Raw genomic sequence first — 18,932 nt, 5'->3', positions numbered from 1 at the left:
ACCTCCAGCCGCCGAAACTTTTTCGATCCGGACCCATTGACGTGCCAGGCCCCGGATGCCTACGGTCCCGGCAATCCAGTTGAAACCTTTCACGACGCCGGGAGTGAACCCGCGGATGTCGTCGAGGAGCCCCCATGACCCACCCGCCCGACACGGGACCGGCCCCGGTGCTCGCGCTGAAGGGCGTCACCAAGTCCTTCGGCGCCGTACGGGCCCTGCGGGACGTCTCCCTGGAGCTGCTGCCAGGCGAGGTGCACGCCCTCGCCGGGGAGAACGGCGCGGGCAAGTCGACCCTGATCAAGACACTCTCCGGGGTGCACCGCCCGGACACCGGACAGGTGCTGCTCGACGGCCGGCCCGTCGTCTTCCACGGACCCGGTGACGCCCGCGACGCCGGGATCGCCGTGATCTACCAGGAGCCGACGCTCTTCCCCGACCTGTCGATCGCCGAGAACATGTTCATGGGCCGTCAGCCCCGGCGTGCCTTCGGCAGGATCGACCACAAGGCCACACGCTCGGCGACGGCAGCCCTGATGAAGCGGCTCGGCGTCGACCTCGACCCCGACCGCCCGGCCCGCGGGCTGTCCATCGCGGACCAGCAGATCGTGGAGATCGCCAAGGCGCTCTCGTTCGACGCCCGGGTCCTGATCATGGACGAACCGACGGCCGCCCTGACCGGCAGCGAGGTCGCCCGCCTCTTCGGCGTCGTCCGCACCCTGCGCGACCAGGGCGCCGCCGTGCTGTTCATCTCGCACCGCCTGGAGGAGATCTTCCAGATCTGCGCGCGGGTCACCACCCTGCGGGACGGCGCCTGGATCGCGAGCGAGCCGCTCGAGGGCATGACCGAGGACGACCTGGTGCGCCGCATGGTCGGCCGCGACCTCGCCGAGCTCTATCCGAAGAAGCCGGTCGAGACAGGCGACGTCGCCCTCAGCGTCCGGCGGCTGACCCGCGAGGGCGTCTTCACCGACGTCTCCTTCGAGGTGCGCCACGGCGAGATCGTGGGCCTCGCCGGACTGGTCGGCGCCGGCCGCACCGAGGTCGCCCGGGCCGTGTTCGGCGTCGACCGCCGGGACGCCGGCGAGGTCGAGGTCGACGGCCGTCGGCTCACCAACGGAGCCCCGTCCACCGCGATGGCCGCGGGGCTAGCCCTCGTCCCCGAGGACCGGCGCGCCCAGGGCCTGGTGATGCACATGTCCATCGAGCGGAACATCGGCCTCACCGGACTGCGCACGACCGCGAAGGCCGGACTGATGGACCGCGGCGCCGAGCGCAGCCGCTCCCTGGACTGGGCCGTGCGGCTCCAGGTGAAGTACGCCCGGATCGCCGACACCGTCGCCACGCTGTCCGGCGGCAACCAGCAGAAGGTCGTCCTCGCGAAGTGGCTCGCCACCGGCCCCAAGGTGCTGATCGTCGACGAGCCCACGCGCGGCATCGACGTCGGCACCAAGGCCGAGGTGCACCGGCTCCTCGGCGAGCTGGCGGCCGACGGCGTCGCCGTCCTGATGATCTCCTCCGACCTGCCCGAGATCCTCGGCATGGCCGACCGCGTGCTGGTCATGCACGAGGGCCGGATCACCGCCGAACTGCCACGCTCCAGAGCCACGGAGGAAACCGTGACGGCCGCAGCCACCGGGAGGACCACAGCCACCGGGGGGACCGCAGCCACTGGCGGGACCGCAGTCACCGGGGGGACCGCCGCATGACGGTCACCGCACCCGATCACGCTCCGCCCGCCGAGGCACCCCGATCGAGCGGGACCCGGCTCGTCGACCGCGTCTTCAGGATGCGCGAACTCGCCATCCTGGTCGTCTTCCTGGTGATGATCGTCGTCACCCAGCTCGGCAACAGCCAGTTCCTGTCCGAACAGGGCATCAAGGACCTGCTGCTGAACGCGACCATCCTGGTGCTGGTCGCCACCGGCCAGTCCCTGGTCGTCATCACCCGCAACGTCGACCTGTCCGTCGGCTCCACCCTCGGCATCAGCGCCTTCGCCGCCGGCACCTGGCTGCACGGCGGCGGCAACCCCGTCGTCGCCGTCCTCCTCGCCGTCCTCCTCGGGGTCGCCTCCGGACTCCTCAACGGCCTGCTCGTCAGCCTCGGCCAGGTACCCGCGCTCGTCGTCACCCTCGGCACCCTCTACATCATCCGCGGCATCGACTCCATCTGGGTCGGCTCCCGCCAGATCACCGCGGCCGACCTGCCCGGCTCCTTCGTGGACTTCGGCTCCGGCGGCCTGACCGCTGTGCCGTACCTCGCCCTGATCGCGCTGGCCGTGCTGATCGCCACCGCCTACTACCTCAAACACTTCGGCAGCGGACGCGAGTTGTACGCCCTCGGCTCAAACCCTGAGGCCGCCCGCCTCGCCGGCATCCCGGTGCGCAAGCGGATCCTGGCCGCCTACACCTTCTGCGGCGGCCTCGCCGGCCTCGCCGGCGCGCTCTACCTGGCCCGGTTCGGCAACGTCGACTCCGGCACCGGCAACGGCTACGAACTCACCGTCGTCAGCGCCGTCGTCGTCGGCGGTGTCGTCTTCACCGGCGGCTCCGGCAGCGTCTACGGCGCCGCGCTCGGCGCCCTGCTGCTCACCTCCGTGAACAGCGTGCTGCCCGCCCTCGGCGTCAGCTCCGTCTGGGTGCTCGCCATCAACGGCATCCTGCTCCTCCTCGCCATCGCGGCCGACCGGATCGTCGTCCTGCGCGTGGCCCAGGCCCTGAAGAAGAGGAACGCCCGCCATGCCTGACTCGCTGACCCGCGCCATCCGCTGGGACACGGTGGTCGGCGCGCTACTGATCGTCCTGCTCCTGCTGTCCTTCGGCTTCGTGGACGGCTTCGGCAACGCCCTCAACCTGTCCTTCCTCCTCGGCAACGCCCTCCCCATCGCGCTGATCGCCCTGCCGATGACCCTGCTGGTCGTCGCCGGCGAGATCGACCTGTCCGTCGCCTCCACGGCGGGCCTGTCCGGAGCGGTCATGGGCAGACTGTGGAACGCGGGCCTGGCCATCGAGACGATCATCCCGCTGTGCCTGCTGCTCGGGATCTGCTGCGGGCTGGTCAACGGCCTGCTGGTGACCCGGCTCGGGCTGCCCTCCCTCGCCGTCACCATCGGCACCCTCGCCGCCTACCGGGGCATCGCCCAGATCGTCCTCGGCTCCGACGCGGTCACCGACTTCCCCACCCAGTACCTGGACTTCGCGGCCGGCCGGCTCGGCGACACGTTCCTGCCCCAGGCCTTCCTGCCCTTCCTGGTGCTGCTCGCCGTGGCCGTCGTCGTCCTGCACGCCACCCCGTTCGGCCGGTCGCTGTTCGCGGTCGGCGCGAGCGAGGAGGCGGCGCGGTTCGCCGGGATCCGGGTCAGGCGCACCAAGCTGCTGCTGTTCGTCGCCACCGGGTTCATGTCCGCCCTGACCGGCGTCTTCTGGGCCCTGCACTACGCGAGCGCCCGCTACGACAACGCCACGGGCCTCGAACTCTCCGTCGTCGCCGCGGTGTTGCTGGGCGGGATCGACTTCGACGGGGGGAAGGGGACGCTGGGGGGTGCGATCGCCGGGGTGTTCCTGCTGGGGGCCTTGCAGAACGTGATGAGTCTGCTGAACGTTTCCGCGCAGTCGCAGATTGTCGTCACCGGCGTGCTGTTGGTCGTGTCCGTGCTGGGGCCCCGCGTGGCTCGGCAGGTTGTCGGCGCCGCCGGGTAGGCCGGTCGCCGGCTGCGGGGCCGTCGTGGCTGGTCGCGCCCGCGCGGCGGAGCCGCACATCGAAACAGCCCCGCGCCCCTTCAGGAACGCTTTCACCCACCCTCGTTGTGAAGGACCCTCCGTATGCGCACCGCGTTCGTTCGTCGTACCTGTCTCGCCCTCGTCGCCGTGACCTCTCTCGCCCTCGCCCTCACCGCCTGCGGCGGTACCACCAAGAGCGACGTCAAGGACGACGGCGGGGCCGCCGTCAGTGCCGGGAAAGCCGATCCGGGCGCCGCCATCAAGAAGGGGCTGACCGTCGGGTTTCTGCCGAAGCAGGTCAACAACCCTTACTTCACCACGGCCGACAAGGGCGGGCAGAAGGCACTCGCCGAACTGGGGGAGTCGTACAAGGAGGTCGGTCCCTCCAGCGCCACCGACACCAGCGGGCAGGTGAGCTACGTCAACACCCTCACCCAGCAGCAGGTCGACGCCATGGCCGTCTCCGCGCAGGACCCGGGCGCGCTGTGCACCGCGCTGAAGCAGGCCATGAAGAACGGCATCAAGGTCGTCACCTACGACTCCGACACCAACCCCGGCTGCCGCAACGCCTTCGTGTCGCAGGCCTCCGCCGAGGACCTGGGCCGTACCGAGGTACGGCTGATGGCCGAGCAGATCGGGTACAAGGGCGAGATCGCCATCCTGTCCGCCGCGCAGACCGCGACGAACCAGAACACCTGGATCGGCTACATGAAGGACGAGCTGAAGGACCCCAAGTACAAGAACGTCAAGCTCGTCAAGATCGCCTACGGCAACGACGACGCGCAGGCCTCCTTCCAGCAGACCCAGGGCCTGCTCCAGGAGCACCCGGACCTGAAGGGGATCATCTCCCCGACCACCGTCGGCATCAAGGCGGCCGCCCAGTACCTGTCCGGCTCCAAGTACAAGGGCAAGGTCAAGCTGACCGGGCTCGGCACCCCCGACGACATGCGCAAGTACGTCAAGAACGGCACCGTCGACGCCTTCGAGCTGTGGGACCCGGCGAAGCTCGGCGACCTGGCCGCGCGTACCGCCGTCGCCCTGGCGTCCGGGCAGATCACCGGCAAGGAGGGCGAGACCTTCAAGGCCGGCTCGACCAGCTACACACTCGGCAAGGACGGTGTCATCAACCTGGGCAAGCCCACCGTCTTCGACGCCAAGAACATCGACCGGTTCGACTTCTGACCCCGGGGCGGTACGACGTGTTCCACCTCGCCCAGCCGCGGCAGCCCTGCCCGTCATGACGGTAATGTGAAGGCCCTTCCGGCCCCGAGAGGGCCTTCCCACCGCCCGCCCCTCGTCCCTGCTGGAGGTCTGGAACCCGATGGCCCAGTCGGTGGGTATCAAGGACGTCGCCCGCGCCGCCGGCGTGTCGGTGGGCACGGTGTCGAACGTCATCAACCGCCCGGACACCGTCGCCGGCGAGACCCGCGGCCGGGTCCTGGCCGCCATCGACCGGCTCGGTTACGTCCGCAGCGAGTCGGCCCGCCAGCTGCGCGCGGGCCGCAGCCGGATCATGGGCCTGCTCGTGCTGGACATGGGCAACCCCTTCTTCGTCGACGTGGCGCGCGGCGCCGAGCGCGCCGCTCGCGCCGCCGGGCTCGGCGTGATGGTCTGCAACAGCGCGCAGAACGCCGCCGAGGAGGCCGAGTACCTGGCACTCTTCGCCGAACAGCGGGTGCGGGGCGTGCTGCTCACCCCCGCCGACGCCACCGGCCGCAACATCGACGCCTTCCGCCGGCACGACATCCCCTTCGTGCTGGTCGACCGGGTGTCCGAGGGCACCACCGAGTGCTCGGTCTCCGTCGACGACGTCACCGGCGGCGCTCTGGCCGTCCGCCACCTCGTTGACGCCGGGCACCGGTCCCTCGCCTACGTCAGCGGCCCGCCCGGCCTCAACCAGGTCCGCGACCGCCGCACCGGCGCCCTGCAGGCCCTCGCGGAGGCCGGGCTCGGCCCCGGCGCCCTGCGCGAACTGCCCACCGAACGCCTCGACGTGGCCGCCGGCCGGGACGCGGGCGCCCGCCTGCTCGGCCTCGCCGACCGGCCCACCGCCGTCTTCTGCGCCAACGACCTCCTCGCCCTCGGTGTCCTCCAGGCCCTGTACGCGGCCGGGGTGGTCGTCCCGGACGACCTGGCCATCGTCGGCTACGACGACATCGAGTTCGCCGCCGCGGCGGCCGTACCGCTGACCTCCGTACGGCAGCCCGCCGTCACCTTGGGCTCCCTGGCCGCCGAGCTCCTCCTGGAGGAGACCGAGCAGGGCGAGGGCACACAGCCGCACGAGCACCGGCGGGTCGTCCTCCAGCCGGAACTGGTCGTACGGCGCTCCAGCCTGACGGCGCGCTGACCGGCACCGGCCGCCCGGTATCTACCGCTCCAGCACCGGCCGCGCCGGCCCCGGCCCCGGCGGGCGGCCCGGAAACGCGGTTGCGTGCGGGGCCCTGCCGCATAGGCTCGGTTCCATGACGGAGCCGGTGAGCACCCAGCTGAAACCCCTGCCCGACGACTGGCAGCGCGCCCTCGCCGTGGTCGCGCACCCCGACGACCTGGAGTACGGGTGCGCGGCGGCCGTCGCCGCCTGGACCGACGCCGGACGCGAGGTCTCGTACGTGCTCGCCACCCGCGGCGAGGCCGGCATCGACACCCTCGACCCCGCCACCTGCGGCCCCCTGCGCGAGCGGGAGCAGCGGGCGAGCGCGGCCGTCGTCGGCGTCACCTCGGTGGAGTTCCTGGACCACCGGGACGGGGTCGTCGAGTACGGGCCCGCGCTGCGCCGCGACATCGCCGCCGCGATCCGCCGCCACCGGCCCGAACTCGTCATCACCCTCAACCACCGCGACACCTGGGGCGGGGTCTACTGGAACACCCCCGACCACGTCGCCGTCGGCCGCGCCACCCTGGACGCCGCGGGGGACGCCGGCAACCGCTGGATCTTCCCGGAACTGATCGAGCAGGGCCTCGACCCCTGGGACGGCGTCCGCCGGGTCGCGGTCGCCGGCTCCAGCACCCCCACCCACGCGGTGGACGCCACGCCCGGTCTGGAGCGAGCGGTCCGCTCGCTGCTCGAACACCGCACCTACATCGAGGCGTTGACCGACCAGGACCCTCAGACGTACGCCCGGGAGTTCCTCACCGGCAACGCCACCGCCGCCGGGGAACGCTTCGGCGGCACACCGGCGGTGACGTTCGAGGTGTTCAGCCGCTGACCGCCCGGGCCGCCGGCTGTCCCGGCCGTCGGCCACCGCTCCCGGGGCTTTTGCGGGGGAATGCGCCCGGTAGGCTGGTCCCATGCCTGATCAGATAGCCGGCCTCTCCGAGCTGCGCGGGGACTGCGCCCGCTGCTTCGGGCTGTGCTGCGTCGCCCTGCCCTTCGGTGCCTCCTCGGACTTCGCGCTCGACAAGCCCGCGGGCAAGCCCTGCCCCAATCTCCAGGGGGACCACCGCTGCGGCATCCACACCGAGCTGCGCACGAAGGGATTCACCGGCTGCACGGTGTACGACTGCTTCGGCGCGGGCCAGAAGGTCGCCCAGGTCACCTTCGGCGGACAGGACTGGCGCACCGGGACCAAGGAGCACGCCCGCGCGATGTTCGACGTGTTCCCGGTCGTCCGGCAACTGCACGAACTGCTGTGGTACCTGACCGAGGCGCTGGGCCTGCCCGCCGCCCGCCCCGTCCACGCCGGTCTGCGCCGCGCGCTGGCGGAGACCGAGCGCCTGACCCTGCTCCCGCCCGGGGAACTGGCCGGGCTCGACGTGGCCGCTCACCGGCAGGAGGTCAACGTGCTGTTGCTGCGCGCCGGCGAGCTGGTCCGGGCCGGCGCCGGCGGAAAGAAGGGCAAGGGCAAGGACCGCCGGGGCGCCGACCTGATGGGGGCCCGCCTCAGGGGCGCCGACCTGCGGGGCGCGAGCCTGCGCGGCGCCTGCCTCATCGCGGCCGACCTCACCGGCGCCGACCTGCGCGGAGCGGAGATGATCGGCGCCGACCTGCGGGACGCCGACCTCACCGACGCCGACCTGACCGGTGCGTTCTTCCTCACCCAGCCGCAGGTCGACTCCGCCCGCGGCAGCGCCGGCACGCGGCTGCCCACGTCAGTCCGTGCCCCGGTGCGCTGGGCAGCGGGCGGCTGAGGGGCGCTCCGCTGTGGGTGAGCGCCGCGAGAGGTCGTTGTTCGTCTGCAACGCCGTTGTGGCTTGTCGCGCAGTTCCTCGCGCCCCTTCGGGGCGCGTCCGGCGGTCCAACGACAGCCGCAGGCCCTCCGGCATCACTGTCAGGCGTTCGGTGACCCGCAGGCGGTAGGCGGGGTCGGCGGCGATGTCGTAGCGGCGCAGCAGCAGGCCGAGGACCAGGGTCGCCTCGTGCAGGGCGAACTGGCGGCCGATGCAGGCCCGCGCCCCGGTCCCGAACGGCTTGAAGGTGTGCGCGGGACGGGACCGCGCTGCCTTCGCCTCGAAGCGGTCCGGATCGAACCGGTCGGCGTCCTCGCCCCACACCTCCGGGTCCCGGTGCAGCAGCGGCAGCACCACCATCGCCCAGGCGCCCCGCCGCATCGGGTGCTCCCCGGCCAGCACCGTGTCCTCGCGGGCCTCTCGGGCGAAGGCGGGCGCGGTCGGCCACAGCCGCAGCGACTCGTCCAGCACACGGCGGACGTAGCGCAGCTTGGCCACCTGGTCGTAGCCGGGGGCGGGGGAGTCGCCCCAGACCTGCTCCACCTCGGCGCGGGCGCGGGCGGCCACCTCCGGATGCCGGGCCAGGTAGTACAGGGCGAAGGACAGCGCGCCCGAGGTCGTCTCGTGGCCGGCCACGAGGAACGTGATCACCTGCTTGCGGACGTTCTCCGGTGACAGCCGCTCCCCCGTCTCGGGGTGGGCCGTCTCCAGCATGCGGTCGAGCAGGTCCCCCTCTCCGCCGCCGGAGGCGCGCCGGGCCGCCACCACCTCGTCGACGATGCGGTTGAGGTGGGCGCGGTCGGCCGCGTTCCGCCGGGCCGCCCCGCGCAGCATCAGCGGCGCCAGCGGCGCGGGCACGCTGTTGAGCCGCTGCGCATAGGTCAGCGTGCCCACCATGGCGGTCACGAACGGGTGCGGACGATCCCGCTCGAAGGAGCCGAAGTCGTGCCCGAACCCGGTGCGGGCGATCGTCTCCAGGGTCAGCTTGGTCATGTCTCCCGCGACGTCCACCGTGCGCCCGGCGGCCGACTCTCGGTCCCAGCGGGCGGTCAGCCGCCCCGCGACCGACAGCATCATGCCGTGGTAGGCCGCCATGGCCTCCCGGCTGAAGCCGGGCGCCAGCACGTCGTGCGCCAGCTGCCAGTTCGGCTCGTGGTTGTACGCCGTGAACAGCCCGTCCCCGGCGAGCGGACGCAGATTGGCGACGCCGAGGCCGACGTGCTTGGCGAACCGCGACTCGTCGGCGAGGTCCGCGGCGAGCTTCGAACCCCACAGGAACACGAACTCGTTCCCGAACGCCCGGCGCCGGAAGATCGGGCCCAGCGCGCGTCCGAAGCGCATCGTGTCCTGCAGCGGGCGGCGCCGGTCCACGCCGATCACATCACCGAGCAGCGGCAGGCGGCGCGGCGGATGCGGGATGCGGTGCAGCTCGGGCCAGCCTTGCTCGGCGCCCCGGAACCCCTTCGGCAGCCCGGTCTCCGTCGGTTCCGCCATGACGAGATCCCCTTTGGTCCAGCGGACGGTGGTGCGGGTGGCCCACCCGTGTTGTACGTGAGTTCAATAGCGGGTTTCAGTGTGGTCCGGTGGTTGAACCCGCGTCAAGTAAAGTGACGCCATGCCCGCCAACCAGGGGGAGCGCACCCGGCGCAGACTCAGCACGGCGGAGCGCCGCGAGCAACTGCTGTCGGTCGGCGCGAAACTGTTCTCCGAGAGCCCGTACGACGACGTGTGGATCGAGCAGGTCGCCGAGATCGCCGGGGTCTCCCGCGGGCTGCTGTACCACTACTTCCCGACGAAGCGGGACTTCTTCGCGGCGGTCGTGGAGCGCGAGAGCGAGCGGATGCTGCGCATGACGGCGGCCGTGCCCGGGGTGCCGGTGCGCGAACAGCTCACCGCCGGCCTCGACACCTACCTGGCCTACGTGCAGGCCCACGCGCACGGTTTCCGCGCCTTCCACCGAGCCGACGCGGCCGGCGACCAGGCCGTGCGCCGGGTCTACCGGCGTGCCCTGGCCGCACAGGAACGCCAGATCCTCGCCGCCCTCGCGGCCGACCCCGAGTTCGGCCCTCTCGCCGAGCACAGCTCCCACGTCCGGCTCGCCGTACGCGGCTGGCTCGCCTTCACCACCGCCGTCTGCCTGGAATGGCTCCGCGACGGCGAACAGACCCGGGAGCAGGTCCGCGACCTGTGCGCCAGAGCCCTGCTGGGCGTCATCGAGTAGGGCTCCGGGCGCGCCCCGTAGGGGCGCGGCGCTGTGCCGATCTGCGGCTCCGCCGCGGGGGCGCCCCCAGCCACAGCGCTGCCGCACGGGACCGACGACCCTGCCGGCGCCGGCGTTACATCGGCAGCGCACACACCGCGACCGGCGACGCGAACGGCTCACCCGCAAGCCGCAGCTCACCCGCAAGCCGCAGCTCACCCGTGCCGGAGCCGACGTGGAACACACTGACCGTGCCCGACCGCTGGTTCGCCGTGAACAGCAACCGTCCGTCGGGCGACAGGGCGAGCTGCCGCGGGAAGTCCCCGGCGACGGGCACCGTGCCGAGCAGGCGCAGCCGCGCGCCCCCCGCCTCGATCGCGTACCGCGCCACGGTGTTGTCGCCGCGGCTGGCGAGGAACGCGTAAGCGCCGTCCGCCGTCACCACGAACTGCGCCGGGTAGTTGGTGCCGCCCGACGAACCGGAGGACTGGGGCTCGCCGATCGTCAGCCGGCCGGTGGTCCCGTCGTAGCCGCAGACGGAGACCGTGTCGTCGACCTCGTTGGCCAGGTACGCGTACCGGCCGCCCGGGTGGAACGTCAGATGGCGCGGCCCGGCGCCGGGCCGGGTGCGCGCCCGGGACACCTCGGCCAGGGTGCCGTCGCGCTGGTCGAGGCGGTACGTGTAGACGGTGTCGGTGCCCAGGTCGACGGCGAGGACGTGACCGCCGTCGGGGCCGGTGAGGAACTGGTGGGCGTGCGGGCCCTGCTGGCCGGGGCCCGGTGGGGGAGTGGTGTGGGTGACCAGGTCGGTGCGTTCCCCGATCGCGCCCGAGGCGTCGATCGGATGGACGGCCACGCTGCCCGACCCGTAGTCGGCGCTCAGCAGCCAGCGGCCGCCGGGGTGCACCGACAGATGGCAGGGGCCCGCCCCGCCGGTGCTCCGGGAGCCGAGGATCCGCCGGTCGGCGAGCCGTACGGCGGTCACCGCGCCGTCCTGGCGCTCGTCCACCGCGTACAGCGTGCGGCCGTCCGGGTGGAGCGCCAGGTACGACGGGTCGGCGACCCCGGTCAGCGTGCCCGAGCCGGTGATCCGGCCCGTGGCCGGGTCGTACGAGGCCAGCCCGATGCCGGTGCCGCCGCCCTCCACGGAGGTGTAGGTGCCGAGATACAGGGGGCGCGGGCGCCCCGCGGAGGCGGGCCGCTGCTCCGGCCGCTTGCGCGCGGCCGGCGCGCCGGGCTCCCCGGGCGGGGCCGCGGGCGCCGGGACCGCCACCACGGCGGCCGTACCCGCCGCGGCGGCGACGAACCGGCGCCTGCTCCAGCCCCGCCGGTCCGCGCGTCCGTCCGTGTCCATGCCACACCTCAGGTCGTCGTCGGTCGGCCCCGTGACCGACACCTTGGCCTGGACCTATGGTGAAAAGCAAGACCGGCAACGGGCGTTGCGGCCTGCGCAACGGGATGAGGTGAGCGCCGAACGAGGCCGGGCGGTCACCAGTCCCCGTCCTCCACGGGCCGGCCCGGCGCGTCCTTCAGCGGCTTCACCTGGCCCGGCGAAGGCTGATGCCAGGGGTCCAGGTCGTCCCCGAGCCAGTCGCCGACCGGCTTGACCGCGCCCAGGGTGTCCGCCGGCGCGAGGTCCTCCGCATCCTGGTCGTAGTAGTCGTACCAGGGCAGGCCCGCCCGGGTGTACGCCGCCCGGTCCACCGGGGACGGCGGTGCCGGCTCGCCGGTGATGCGGCGCCACTCCGGAGGCGTGACCAGATGCACGAACACCCGTCCGGAGGGCTCCTTCGACCAGTGTCTGAGCGGGCGGTCGTCCCGGTACACCTCCTGGCGCATCGACCCGCCCACGCCCAGCCCCATGGCCGGCGCGCTCCGCGGGGCCGCGGCCCCGGGCGGCGGCGCCGCGCCGGGAGCGGGGGCCGCTCCGAAAGCCGGGGCCGCTCCGTACCCGGCGGCGGCCCCCGGCGGGGGCATCGCCCCGGGTGCGGGCATCGCCCCGGCTGTCGGCATCCCGCCGGGCGCCGGTGCCCCGTAGAGGCCGACGGGGCCCGTCGAGCGCATCCGCGCGCGCCGGGCGTCCTCCAGGCGCCGCCACTCGGCGAGGCGGTCCTCCCGCAGCCCGAACGCCTGCAACTGCACCCCGCCCCACACCTCCTCGCCGGTGACCTGCCCCTCCACCGTGGCGCCCAGGCCCAGCGGGACCGCTACGAACTGACGGACCGTCCCCTTGCCGGAGTTGATGCCGTCCAGCCAGGGCTGCCGCGGCAGGACGAGGTAGTTCTGCGGGCGGCGGGAGAGCCTGCCGCTCCACGGCTCGCCGGACACCGCGCACACCTTGCCCGCCCCCACCTGCAGGGCGGCCGGCTCCGTCGTACCGCTGAAACTCAGCCACATCGCCTCGCGCAGGTACACCGGCAGCATCACGCCGCCGCGCGCCCGCAACTGCTCGGGGACCCGGTCGCCGTAGTCCGCGACCCGCCGCACCGGGAACTCGCCGAGGCCCGGCGGCAGCGCGTGCGTCCCCGACTCGGGCAGCCGCAGGGTCCGCACGAACCGCACCGCCACCCCGCCCGGCAGCCGCAGTGTGTTCCCGTCGATCCGTACCCCGCCGTCGGCCATCGGCCCCGCTCCTCGCCTCGCGGTGCCGGCCCCGGGCCGGCACTCCCTCACCAAGAACGTCCGTCGAGGCCCGTGCGGTTCCGCCACAGCCGCTCCTGTACGCCGAGGCGCTCGCGCAGCCGGGCCAGCCACGGCCGCGCCGTCCGCTGGTCCCGGGCCACGCGGTCCAGTTCCTCCAGCAGACGGCGGCTGCGGTGCTCGGTGTCCAGCTCGTCGATGATCCGGTTCACCTCCGTGAGGACGGCCCCCATCAGCTGCCAGTTCGTCGCGTCCGCCCGGATCTCCTCCAGGAACAGCTGGGCCAGCCGGTCCCGGGTGCCGGCCGCCGTGTGCAGTTCGGCGCTCAGCCGCTCCTCCGCCGACTCGGCGCTGGCGCTCAGATCGGTGGTGACCAGCACCGCGAAGCTGACGATCGCGTCGGCGATCTCGGACAGCAGCTGCTGCACGGTCTCCCCGACGCGGGGCGGGAACAGCTGCTCGGGGCCGCTCGCCTTCGCGAGGTCGGTGAAGGAGCGGGCGAGCACCCGCAGCACGACCGTGCAGATCTCGACGGTGTCGAGGCCGGTGCGCAGCACCACCCGGTGCAGCAGGCTGTCCTTCACGCGCGGGTTGAGCCGCAGGCTCTCCTCGGCCTGCCGCAGGGCCGCGTCGACCTCGGTGACGGCGTTGTCGAGACGCCGGGCCTCGTGCAGCCGCTCGGCCGCCCGCTGCCACGGGATGCCGCCCGCGGCCTCCTCACCCATCCGCAGCATCAACTGCCGTACCCGGCGCGCCAGGTCCTCGATGGACTCCCCGGCCTGGTCCACCCACACCGGCGGCGGAAGCAGCAGGTTGATGCCCATGCCGACGACCGCGCCGATCAGCGTCTCCACGATGCGCGCCCACGCGGTGAAACCGTGGGCGGTGACGCCGAGCACCAGCATGGCGCTGATCGCCACCTCGGCCACGTACTCGTCGACCCGGACCAGGTGGCCCACGCCCAGCGCGGCCACGATCAGCAGCGCCAGACTCCACCAGGTCAGCCCCACCAGCAGGCTGAACGCGATGGCGACGAGCACACCGGCCACCACCGCATTCACCCGGCGGATGCCGTTGGTGAGGCTGGCGTACAGGGTCACCTGGACGACCAGCAGGGCGGTCAGGGGCGCGGTCAGCGGGGCCGGCTCGGGGCTCAGGCGTACCGCGAGGATGTAGGCGATGGTGGCCGCAGTCGCCGACCGCAGGCTCTGGACGACCACCGGCTCCCGGTGGCGTCGCACCAGGCGCCGCAGTCCCCTGTCCCACTTCTGTACGTCGCGCATCCCCTGGCCTGTTCCCGTTCCGTACGGACGTCGAACGTGGCCGAAAGAGGACTTGTACGGCAGCGGCTCGCACGGCGGAGGCTTGTACGGGACGAAGGCTTGTACCGCCTCAGGCGTACAGCTTGTCGACGAAGGCCGACAGGTTCCCCGTCATCCGGGCGATCTGCTGCTCCAGGGTCAGGCTCTCCTCGATGCGCAGGCCGGACTCGGGCACCTTCCTGCCGCGCACGTACAGGGAACACGCCAGGTCGGTGCACATGTACACGCCGACCGAGTTGCCCTCGCGGCCCGCCGCGCCCGCCTTGCGCGCGGTCATCAGGGAGACCCCGCCGCCGGGGTGGGTCGTCAGGCACAGCGAGCACATGCTGCGGTGCAGGAAGCCGCGCTGCGAGGCCGGGTGGCGCATGGCGATGCCTACCGTCCGGCCGTCCCGCTCGGTGACCAGGTAGCTGCGGTCGGGTGCCCCGGGATCGCGCCAGCCGAGGAAGTCCAAATGCTCCCAGGGGCGCTCGGCGAGGTCGCGGGGGACCGCCAGCCGTTTGGCTTCGCCCTTGGAGCAGTTGTCGAACGACGCGCGGAGGGCCTGCTCGGTGAGCGGCTTCATGGGAGTCCCTTTCAGGGCAGGCGGTACCGGAAGGATCCAGAACCTAGGGCATCTAGGTTTTCAGCTAGCGTACGTAGCGGCATGGCGATACGGCCATTGATTTTGCCGAGGGTGTACCCACCGACGGCTACTCCTGGCCTGGTACGCCCCTCGCCTCCGGCGGCCACACGCCCGGCGTCAGCACTCCCAGCGCGTACGCGCGCGCCACCAGCTCCGTGCGGTTGGCCGCGTTCCAGCGGGCCGACAGCCGGCGCAGGTGATAGGTGACCCCGTCCGTGCTGAGCCCCAGCTCGCGGGCGGCCCGGGCCGTGGTGGCACCGCCCGCCAGCAGCGCCAGCACCCGGCCCTCCACGGGCGTGACCCGCGCCGGCTCCGGGTCCGGGCGCGCGCACTCGCCCCGCGCCCGGAGCATCACCAGCAGGGCCGGCGTGTCGTCCACCGCGTCGCTGACCGGATCAGCCGTCAGCTCCCCGAACCGCTCGGTGCCGTCGGCCGACCGCCAGCGCACCGACACCTCGTACCGCGAGCGGTGCCGCAGCCGCAGCGCCTCGGTGATCCGCTCCACCTGCGTGGCGTCCTGCGGCCGGAACAGTTCCAGCACGTCCCGGTCCCGCAGCCGCCCCGGCGTCGTACCGCACTCCGCGGCCATCTCTGGATTCGCCAGGATCACCCGGCCGCGTACGTCGCAGACCGCGACCGGCACCGCCACCCGGTCGAACAGCGTCAGCGCACGGTTGCGCCACACCACGGCCCCGGCCCGCTCCGCGTCCATTCGCACCTCCCGATGTGCGCCTCTCATCCAAGACGAACGTCCAGGTCAGCGCCAAACCCGGCCGGCAGGGGCACGAGGCGCGGAGACCGACAAGGCCGCGCCGTGACTTCCCACTGCACGATCGTGTAGTGCTCCGGTGCGGGGCGCGGTCCCCGGTGGGCCAGGCTGGAGCGCAGTACTCCCGTACCGCGAAAGGCAGTTGTCGCGCCATGCACCCCACCGCGAGCGCCACCCGAACCGCCGGTCCCCGCCCCGGCGTCACCGCCGCCGACAACCCCGTCTCCGACATCCCTGTCGTCGACATCACCGCCACCGGTCCCGGCCGGACCCCGATGCAGCAGGTCATGGGGCTGATGCGCGCCCACGGCCCGGTGCTGGTGCGACGGCTGCACGGGCGGGACGTCGTCTTCGTCGCCGACGTGGACCTGGTGAGCGAGCTCGCCGACGAGTCCCGGTTCGCCAAGCACGTCGGACCCGCGCTGGAGAACGTGCGTGCCTTCACCGCCGACGGCCTGTTCACCGCGTACAACGACGAACCGAACTGGGCCAAGGCGCACGACATCCTCATGCCGGCCTTCGCGCTCGGCTCGATGCGCACCTACCACCCGGTGATGCTGACGGTGGCCCGCCGGCTCATCGACGCCTGGGACCGCGCGGCCCACGCCGGACGGCCCGTCGACGTCGCGGACGACATGACCCGCATGACCCTCGACACCATCGGCCTGGCCGGCTTCGGCTACGACTTCGGCTCCTTCGAACGCGACGAACCGCACCCCTTCGTCCGGTCGATGGTCCGCTGCCTGCAGTGGAGCATGCACCGCCTGGGCCGCGCCCCGGGCAGCGACCACTCGGCCGCCGACGCCGCCTTCCGCGCGGACGCGGACTTCCTCGCCGGTGTCGTCGACGAGGTCGTCGCCGCCCGCACCAGCACCCGCCGGAGCGGCACGGACGACCTGCTCGGGCTGATGCTCACCGCCCGGCACCCCGCCGACGGCACCACCCTCGACGCCGCCAACATCCGCAACCAGGTCATCACCTTCCTCATCGCCGGCCACGAGACCACCTCCGGCGCGATGTCCTTCGCCCTCCACTACCTCGCCAAGCACCCCACCGCGCTGCGGCTCGTCCAGCGCGAGGCCGACGCCCTGTGGGGCGACGCCGCCGACCCCGACCCGGCGTACGAGGACATCGGCCGGCTCACCTACACCCGGCAGGTCCTCAGCGAGGCGCTGCGGCTGTGGCCGACGGCCGCCACCTTCGGCCGGCACGCCCGCGAGGACACCGTGCTCGGCGGACGGCTGCCGCTGCGCGCCGGGCAGGCCGTCAGCGTGTTCGCCCCGATGCTGCACCGGCAGCCGGTGTGGGGCGACAACCCCGAGCTGTTCGACCCCTCCCGCTTCACGCCCGAGGCCGAGGCGGCCCGCCCCGTGCACGCCTACAAGCCCTTCGGCACCGGTGAACGCGCGTGCATCGGACGGCAGTTCGCGCTGCACGAGGCCACCATGCTGCTCGCGATGCTCGTCCACCGCTACCGGCTGCACGACCACGCCGACTACGCGCTCACCGTCAAGGAGACCCTCACCCTCAAGCCCGAGGGCTTCACCCTGACCCTTACCCCGCGCACCGGCGCCGACCGGGTCCACGCACCGCTGCCCGGCACCGCGACCGCACCCGCCGGCACCGGCGCCCCCGATCCCGGCGCCCTGCCGTCCCGGGTCCGCCCCGGCACCGCCGCCCTGTTCCTGCACGGCAGCAACTACGGCACCTGCCGCGACTTCGCCGCCGGACTCGCCGACGAGGCCGCCGCCGTCGGCTGCGCCACCGAGGTGGCCGCGCTGGACACTTACGCGGGCGGGTTGCCCACCGACCGGCCCGTGATCATCACCGCCGCCTCCTACAACGGGCGTCCCACCGACGACGCCACCGCCTTCACCGCCTGGCTGGACGGCACCCCCGACCTGACCGGCGTCGCCTACGCCGTCCTCGGCGTAGGCGACCGCACCTGGGCCGCCACCTATCAGCACGTCCCCACCCGCATCGACGCCCGCCTCGCCGAACTCGGAGCCACCCGACTGACCGACCGGGCCGCCGCCGACGCCTCCGGCGACCTCACCGGCACCGTCCGCGCCTTCACCGCGGGGCTGCGCGCCCGGCTCCTCCAGGAGTACGGCGACCCGGACGCCGTACACGAGCGGGAACCGCGGGACCGGCCGACGGCCGCCTATGAGGTACGGGCCGTCACCGGCGGCCCGCTGGACGCCCTCGCCCGACGGCACGGACTGGTCCCGATGACCGTCACCGAGGCCCGCGACCTCACCGCCCCCGGACACCCGCGCACCAAGCGGTTCCTGCGGATCGCCCTGCCCGACGGCGTCACCTACCGCACCGCCGACCACCTGACCGTGCTGCCCGTGAACGCCCCGGACCTCGTCGACCGCGCCGCCGCCGCCCTCGGCGTCGACCCGGACACCGTCCTCGACATCCGGGCCACCCGCTCGCGCCGCGACGGCCTCGCCGTCGACCGCCCACTGGCGGTACGTCAACTCCTCACCCATCACGTCGAGTTGCAGGAGCGCCCCACCGCACGGCAGAAGGAACTGCTCGCCGCGGCCAACCCCTGCCCGCCCGAGCGGGCCGCCCTGAGCGCCCTGACCGGCGACGATCCGCGCACCCTGCTGGAGATCGCCGAGGACCACCCCGCCCTGCGCGGCGCCCTGGACTGGCCCCGGCTCCTCGAACTGCTCACCCCGCTGCGGCCCCGCCACTACTCCATCTCCTCGTCCCCCGCCCAGGACCCGGACCACGCCGACCTCATGGTCTCGGTCCTGGACGCGCCGGCCCGCTCGGGCAACGGCCGCTACCGCGGCACCGGTTCCGGCCACCTGGCCGGACTGCGCCCGGGCGACACGGTCTACGCCCGCGTGCAGCCCTGCCGGGACGCCTTCCGCACCGACGGCTCCACACCCGTCGTCATGGTCGCCGCCGGCACCGGCCTCGCGCCGTTCCGGGGAGCCGTCGCCGACCGTACGGCCGCCATCGCGCGCGGCGACCGACTGCCCCCCGCCCTGCTCTACTTCGGCTGCGACGCCCCCGACGCCGACTTCCTGCACGCCGGCGAACTCCGGGCCGCCGAGGTCGCCGGAGCCGTGTCCCTGCGCCCCGCCTTCAGCGCCGCCCCCGACAACGGCGCCCTGTTCGTCCAGCACCGCATCGCCGCCGAGGCCGACGAGGTCTGGCGCCTGCTCGGCGCCGGCGCCCGGGTGTACGTCTGCGGCGACGGCGCCCGTATGGCGCCCGGCGTGCGCGAGGCGTTCCGTACCCTGTACCGGGAGCGCACCCCCGGCGCCGACGCGGCCGCGGCCGGGCAGTGGCTCGACGCGCTGGTGGCGGACGGGCGGTACGTCGAGGACGTGTACGCGGCGGGGTGACCCGGGCCCCCGGCGACGGACCGTGGGGTGCCCCGCTTAGCTCATAGCGTGAAATAAGGGTTGGGAAAATGTCGCTTCCGGCTGCCCGAAGGAGTATGTTGCAGGTCGGGCAGGGTTCGTGA

The 18,932-nt window shown here is 73.2% G+C and carries 15 protein-coding genes; 9 read left to right on the top strand and 6 right to left on the bottom strand.

Annotation, left to right across the window (positions count from 1 at the left end; all coding sequences use genetic code 11):
- The first annotated feature begins 134 nt into the window (after positions 1 to 134).
- The 7 genes from ABZ854_RS22595 (at position 135) to ABZ854_RS22565 (ending at position 7,844) form a co-directional block, all read left to right on the top strand.
- The gene (locus ABZ854_RS22595) at positions 135 to 1,706 is read left to right on the top strand and encodes a sugar ABC transporter ATP-binding protein (RefSeq protein ID WP_361213743.1); all 1,572 of its coding nucleotides are present in this window, start codon (positions 135 to 137) and stop codon (positions 1,704 to 1,706) included.
- Positions 1,703 to 2,743 carry an ABC transporter permease gene (locus ABZ854_RS22590; RefSeq protein WP_361213741.1) on the top strand — a complete coding sequence of 347 codons (1,041 nt, stop codon included), beginning with the start codon at positions 1,703 to 1,705 and terminating at the stop codon, positions 2,741 to 2,743. Before ABZ854_RS22595 ends, ABZ854_RS22590 begins: the two co-directional genes overlap by 4 nt.
- Positions 2,736 to 3,695, top strand: coding sequence for an ABC transporter permease (locus tag ABZ854_RS22585; protein WP_361213739.1), 960 nt, complete (start codon positions 2,736 to 2,738; stop codon positions 3,693 to 3,695). Before ABZ854_RS22590 ends, ABZ854_RS22585 begins: the two co-directional genes overlap by 8 nt.
- Positions 3,696 to 3,818: 123 nt before the next feature.
- Positions 3,819 to 4,898: a rhamnose ABC transporter substrate-binding protein gene (gene rhaS / locus ABZ854_RS22580; protein ID WP_361213738.1), complete on the top strand. Its 1,080-nt coding sequence runs from the start codon at positions 3,819 to 3,821 to the stop codon at positions 4,896 to 4,898.
- A gap of 139 nt (positions 4,899 to 5,037) precedes the next feature.
- On the top strand, positions 5,038 to 6,063 hold the full coding sequence (locus tag ABZ854_RS22575) for a LacI family DNA-binding transcriptional regulator (protein ID WP_361213736.1): 1,026 nt from the start codon (positions 5,038 to 5,040) through the stop codon (positions 6,061 to 6,063).
- Positions 6,064 to 6,178: 115 nt separating this feature from the next.
- Positions 6,179 to 6,922 (top strand): PIG-L deacetylase family protein, encoded by a 744-nt coding sequence (locus tag ABZ854_RS22570; protein ID WP_361213734.1) that lies wholly within the window; start codon positions 6,179 to 6,181, stop codon positions 6,920 to 6,922.
- An 82-nt stretch (positions 6,923 to 7,004) separates the two neighbouring features.
- Positions 7,005 to 7,844, top strand: coding sequence for a pentapeptide repeat-containing protein (locus ABZ854_RS22565; RefSeq protein ID WP_361213733.1), 840 nt, complete (start codon positions 7,005 to 7,007; stop codon positions 7,842 to 7,844).
- Here the strand turns inward: ABZ854_RS22565 and ABZ854_RS22560 are convergent.
- Positions 7,806 to 9,377, bottom strand: coding sequence for a cytochrome P450 (locus ABZ854_RS22560; RefSeq protein ID WP_361213731.1), 1,572 nt, complete (start codon positions 9,375 to 9,377; stop codon positions 7,806 to 7,808). The genes ABZ854_RS22565 and ABZ854_RS22560 overlap by 39 nt on opposite strands.
- 121 nt (positions 9,378 to 9,498) lie before the next feature.
- Between ABZ854_RS22560 and ABZ854_RS22555 the strand changes: the two genes are divergently transcribed.
- Positions 9,499 to 10,104, top strand: coding sequence for a TetR/AcrR family transcriptional regulator (locus ABZ854_RS22555; protein WP_361213729.1), 606 nt, complete (start codon positions 9,499 to 9,501; stop codon positions 10,102 to 10,104).
- Positions 10,105 to 10,219: 115 nt separating this feature from the next.
- On the opposite strand, the gene ABZ854_RS22550 is transcribed toward ABZ854_RS22555, so the two are convergent.
- The 5 genes from ABZ854_RS22550 to ABZ854_RS22530 all read right to left on the bottom strand — a co-directional run bounded on the left by ABZ854_RS22550 (position 10,220) and on the right by ABZ854_RS22530 (position 15,382).
- A complete protein-coding gene (locus tag ABZ854_RS22550; protein ID WP_361213727.1) occupies positions 10,220 to 11,437 on the bottom strand; it encodes a lactonase family protein in 1,218 nt (405 codons plus the stop codon).
- A gap of 134 nt (positions 11,438 to 11,571) precedes the next feature.
- Positions 11,572 to 12,705 (bottom strand): hypothetical protein, encoded by a 1,134-nt coding sequence (locus ABZ854_RS22545; protein WP_361213725.1) that lies wholly within the window; start codon positions 12,703 to 12,705, stop codon positions 11,572 to 11,574.
- A gap of 47 nt (positions 12,706 to 12,752) precedes the next feature.
- Positions 12,753 to 14,006 (bottom strand): aromatic acid exporter family protein, encoded by a 1,254-nt coding sequence (locus ABZ854_RS22540; RefSeq protein ID WP_361213723.1) that lies wholly within the window; start codon positions 14,004 to 14,006, stop codon positions 12,753 to 12,755.
- Between the two features lie 109 nt (positions 14,007 to 14,115).
- A complete protein-coding gene (locus ABZ854_RS22535) occupies positions 14,116 to 14,610 on the bottom strand; it encodes an FBP domain-containing protein (protein WP_361213721.1) in 495 nt (164 codons plus the stop codon).
- A 127-nt stretch (positions 14,611 to 14,737) separates the two neighbouring features.
- Positions 14,738 to 15,382 carry a PAS domain S-box protein gene (locus ABZ854_RS22530; RefSeq protein ID WP_361213719.1) on the bottom strand — a complete coding sequence of 215 codons (645 nt, stop codon included), beginning with the start codon at positions 15,380 to 15,382 and terminating at the stop codon, positions 14,738 to 14,740.
- Between the two features lie 209 nt (positions 15,383 to 15,591).
- On the opposite strand from ABZ854_RS22530, the gene ABZ854_RS22525 reads away from it, so the two are divergent.
- Positions 15,592 to 18,810: a cytochrome P450 gene (locus tag ABZ854_RS22525; protein WP_361213717.1), complete on the top strand. Its 3,219-nt coding sequence runs from the start codon at positions 15,592 to 15,594 to the stop codon at positions 18,808 to 18,810.
- The last annotated feature ends 122 nt before the right edge of the window (positions 18,811 to 18,932 follow it).

Source organism: Streptomyces sp. NPDC047028, from assembly GCF_040644095.1.
Lineage (GTDB): Bacteria > Actinomycetota > Actinomycetes > Streptomycetales > Streptomycetaceae > Streptomyces.
This window is presented reverse-complemented; position numbering and strand designations above follow the sequence as displayed.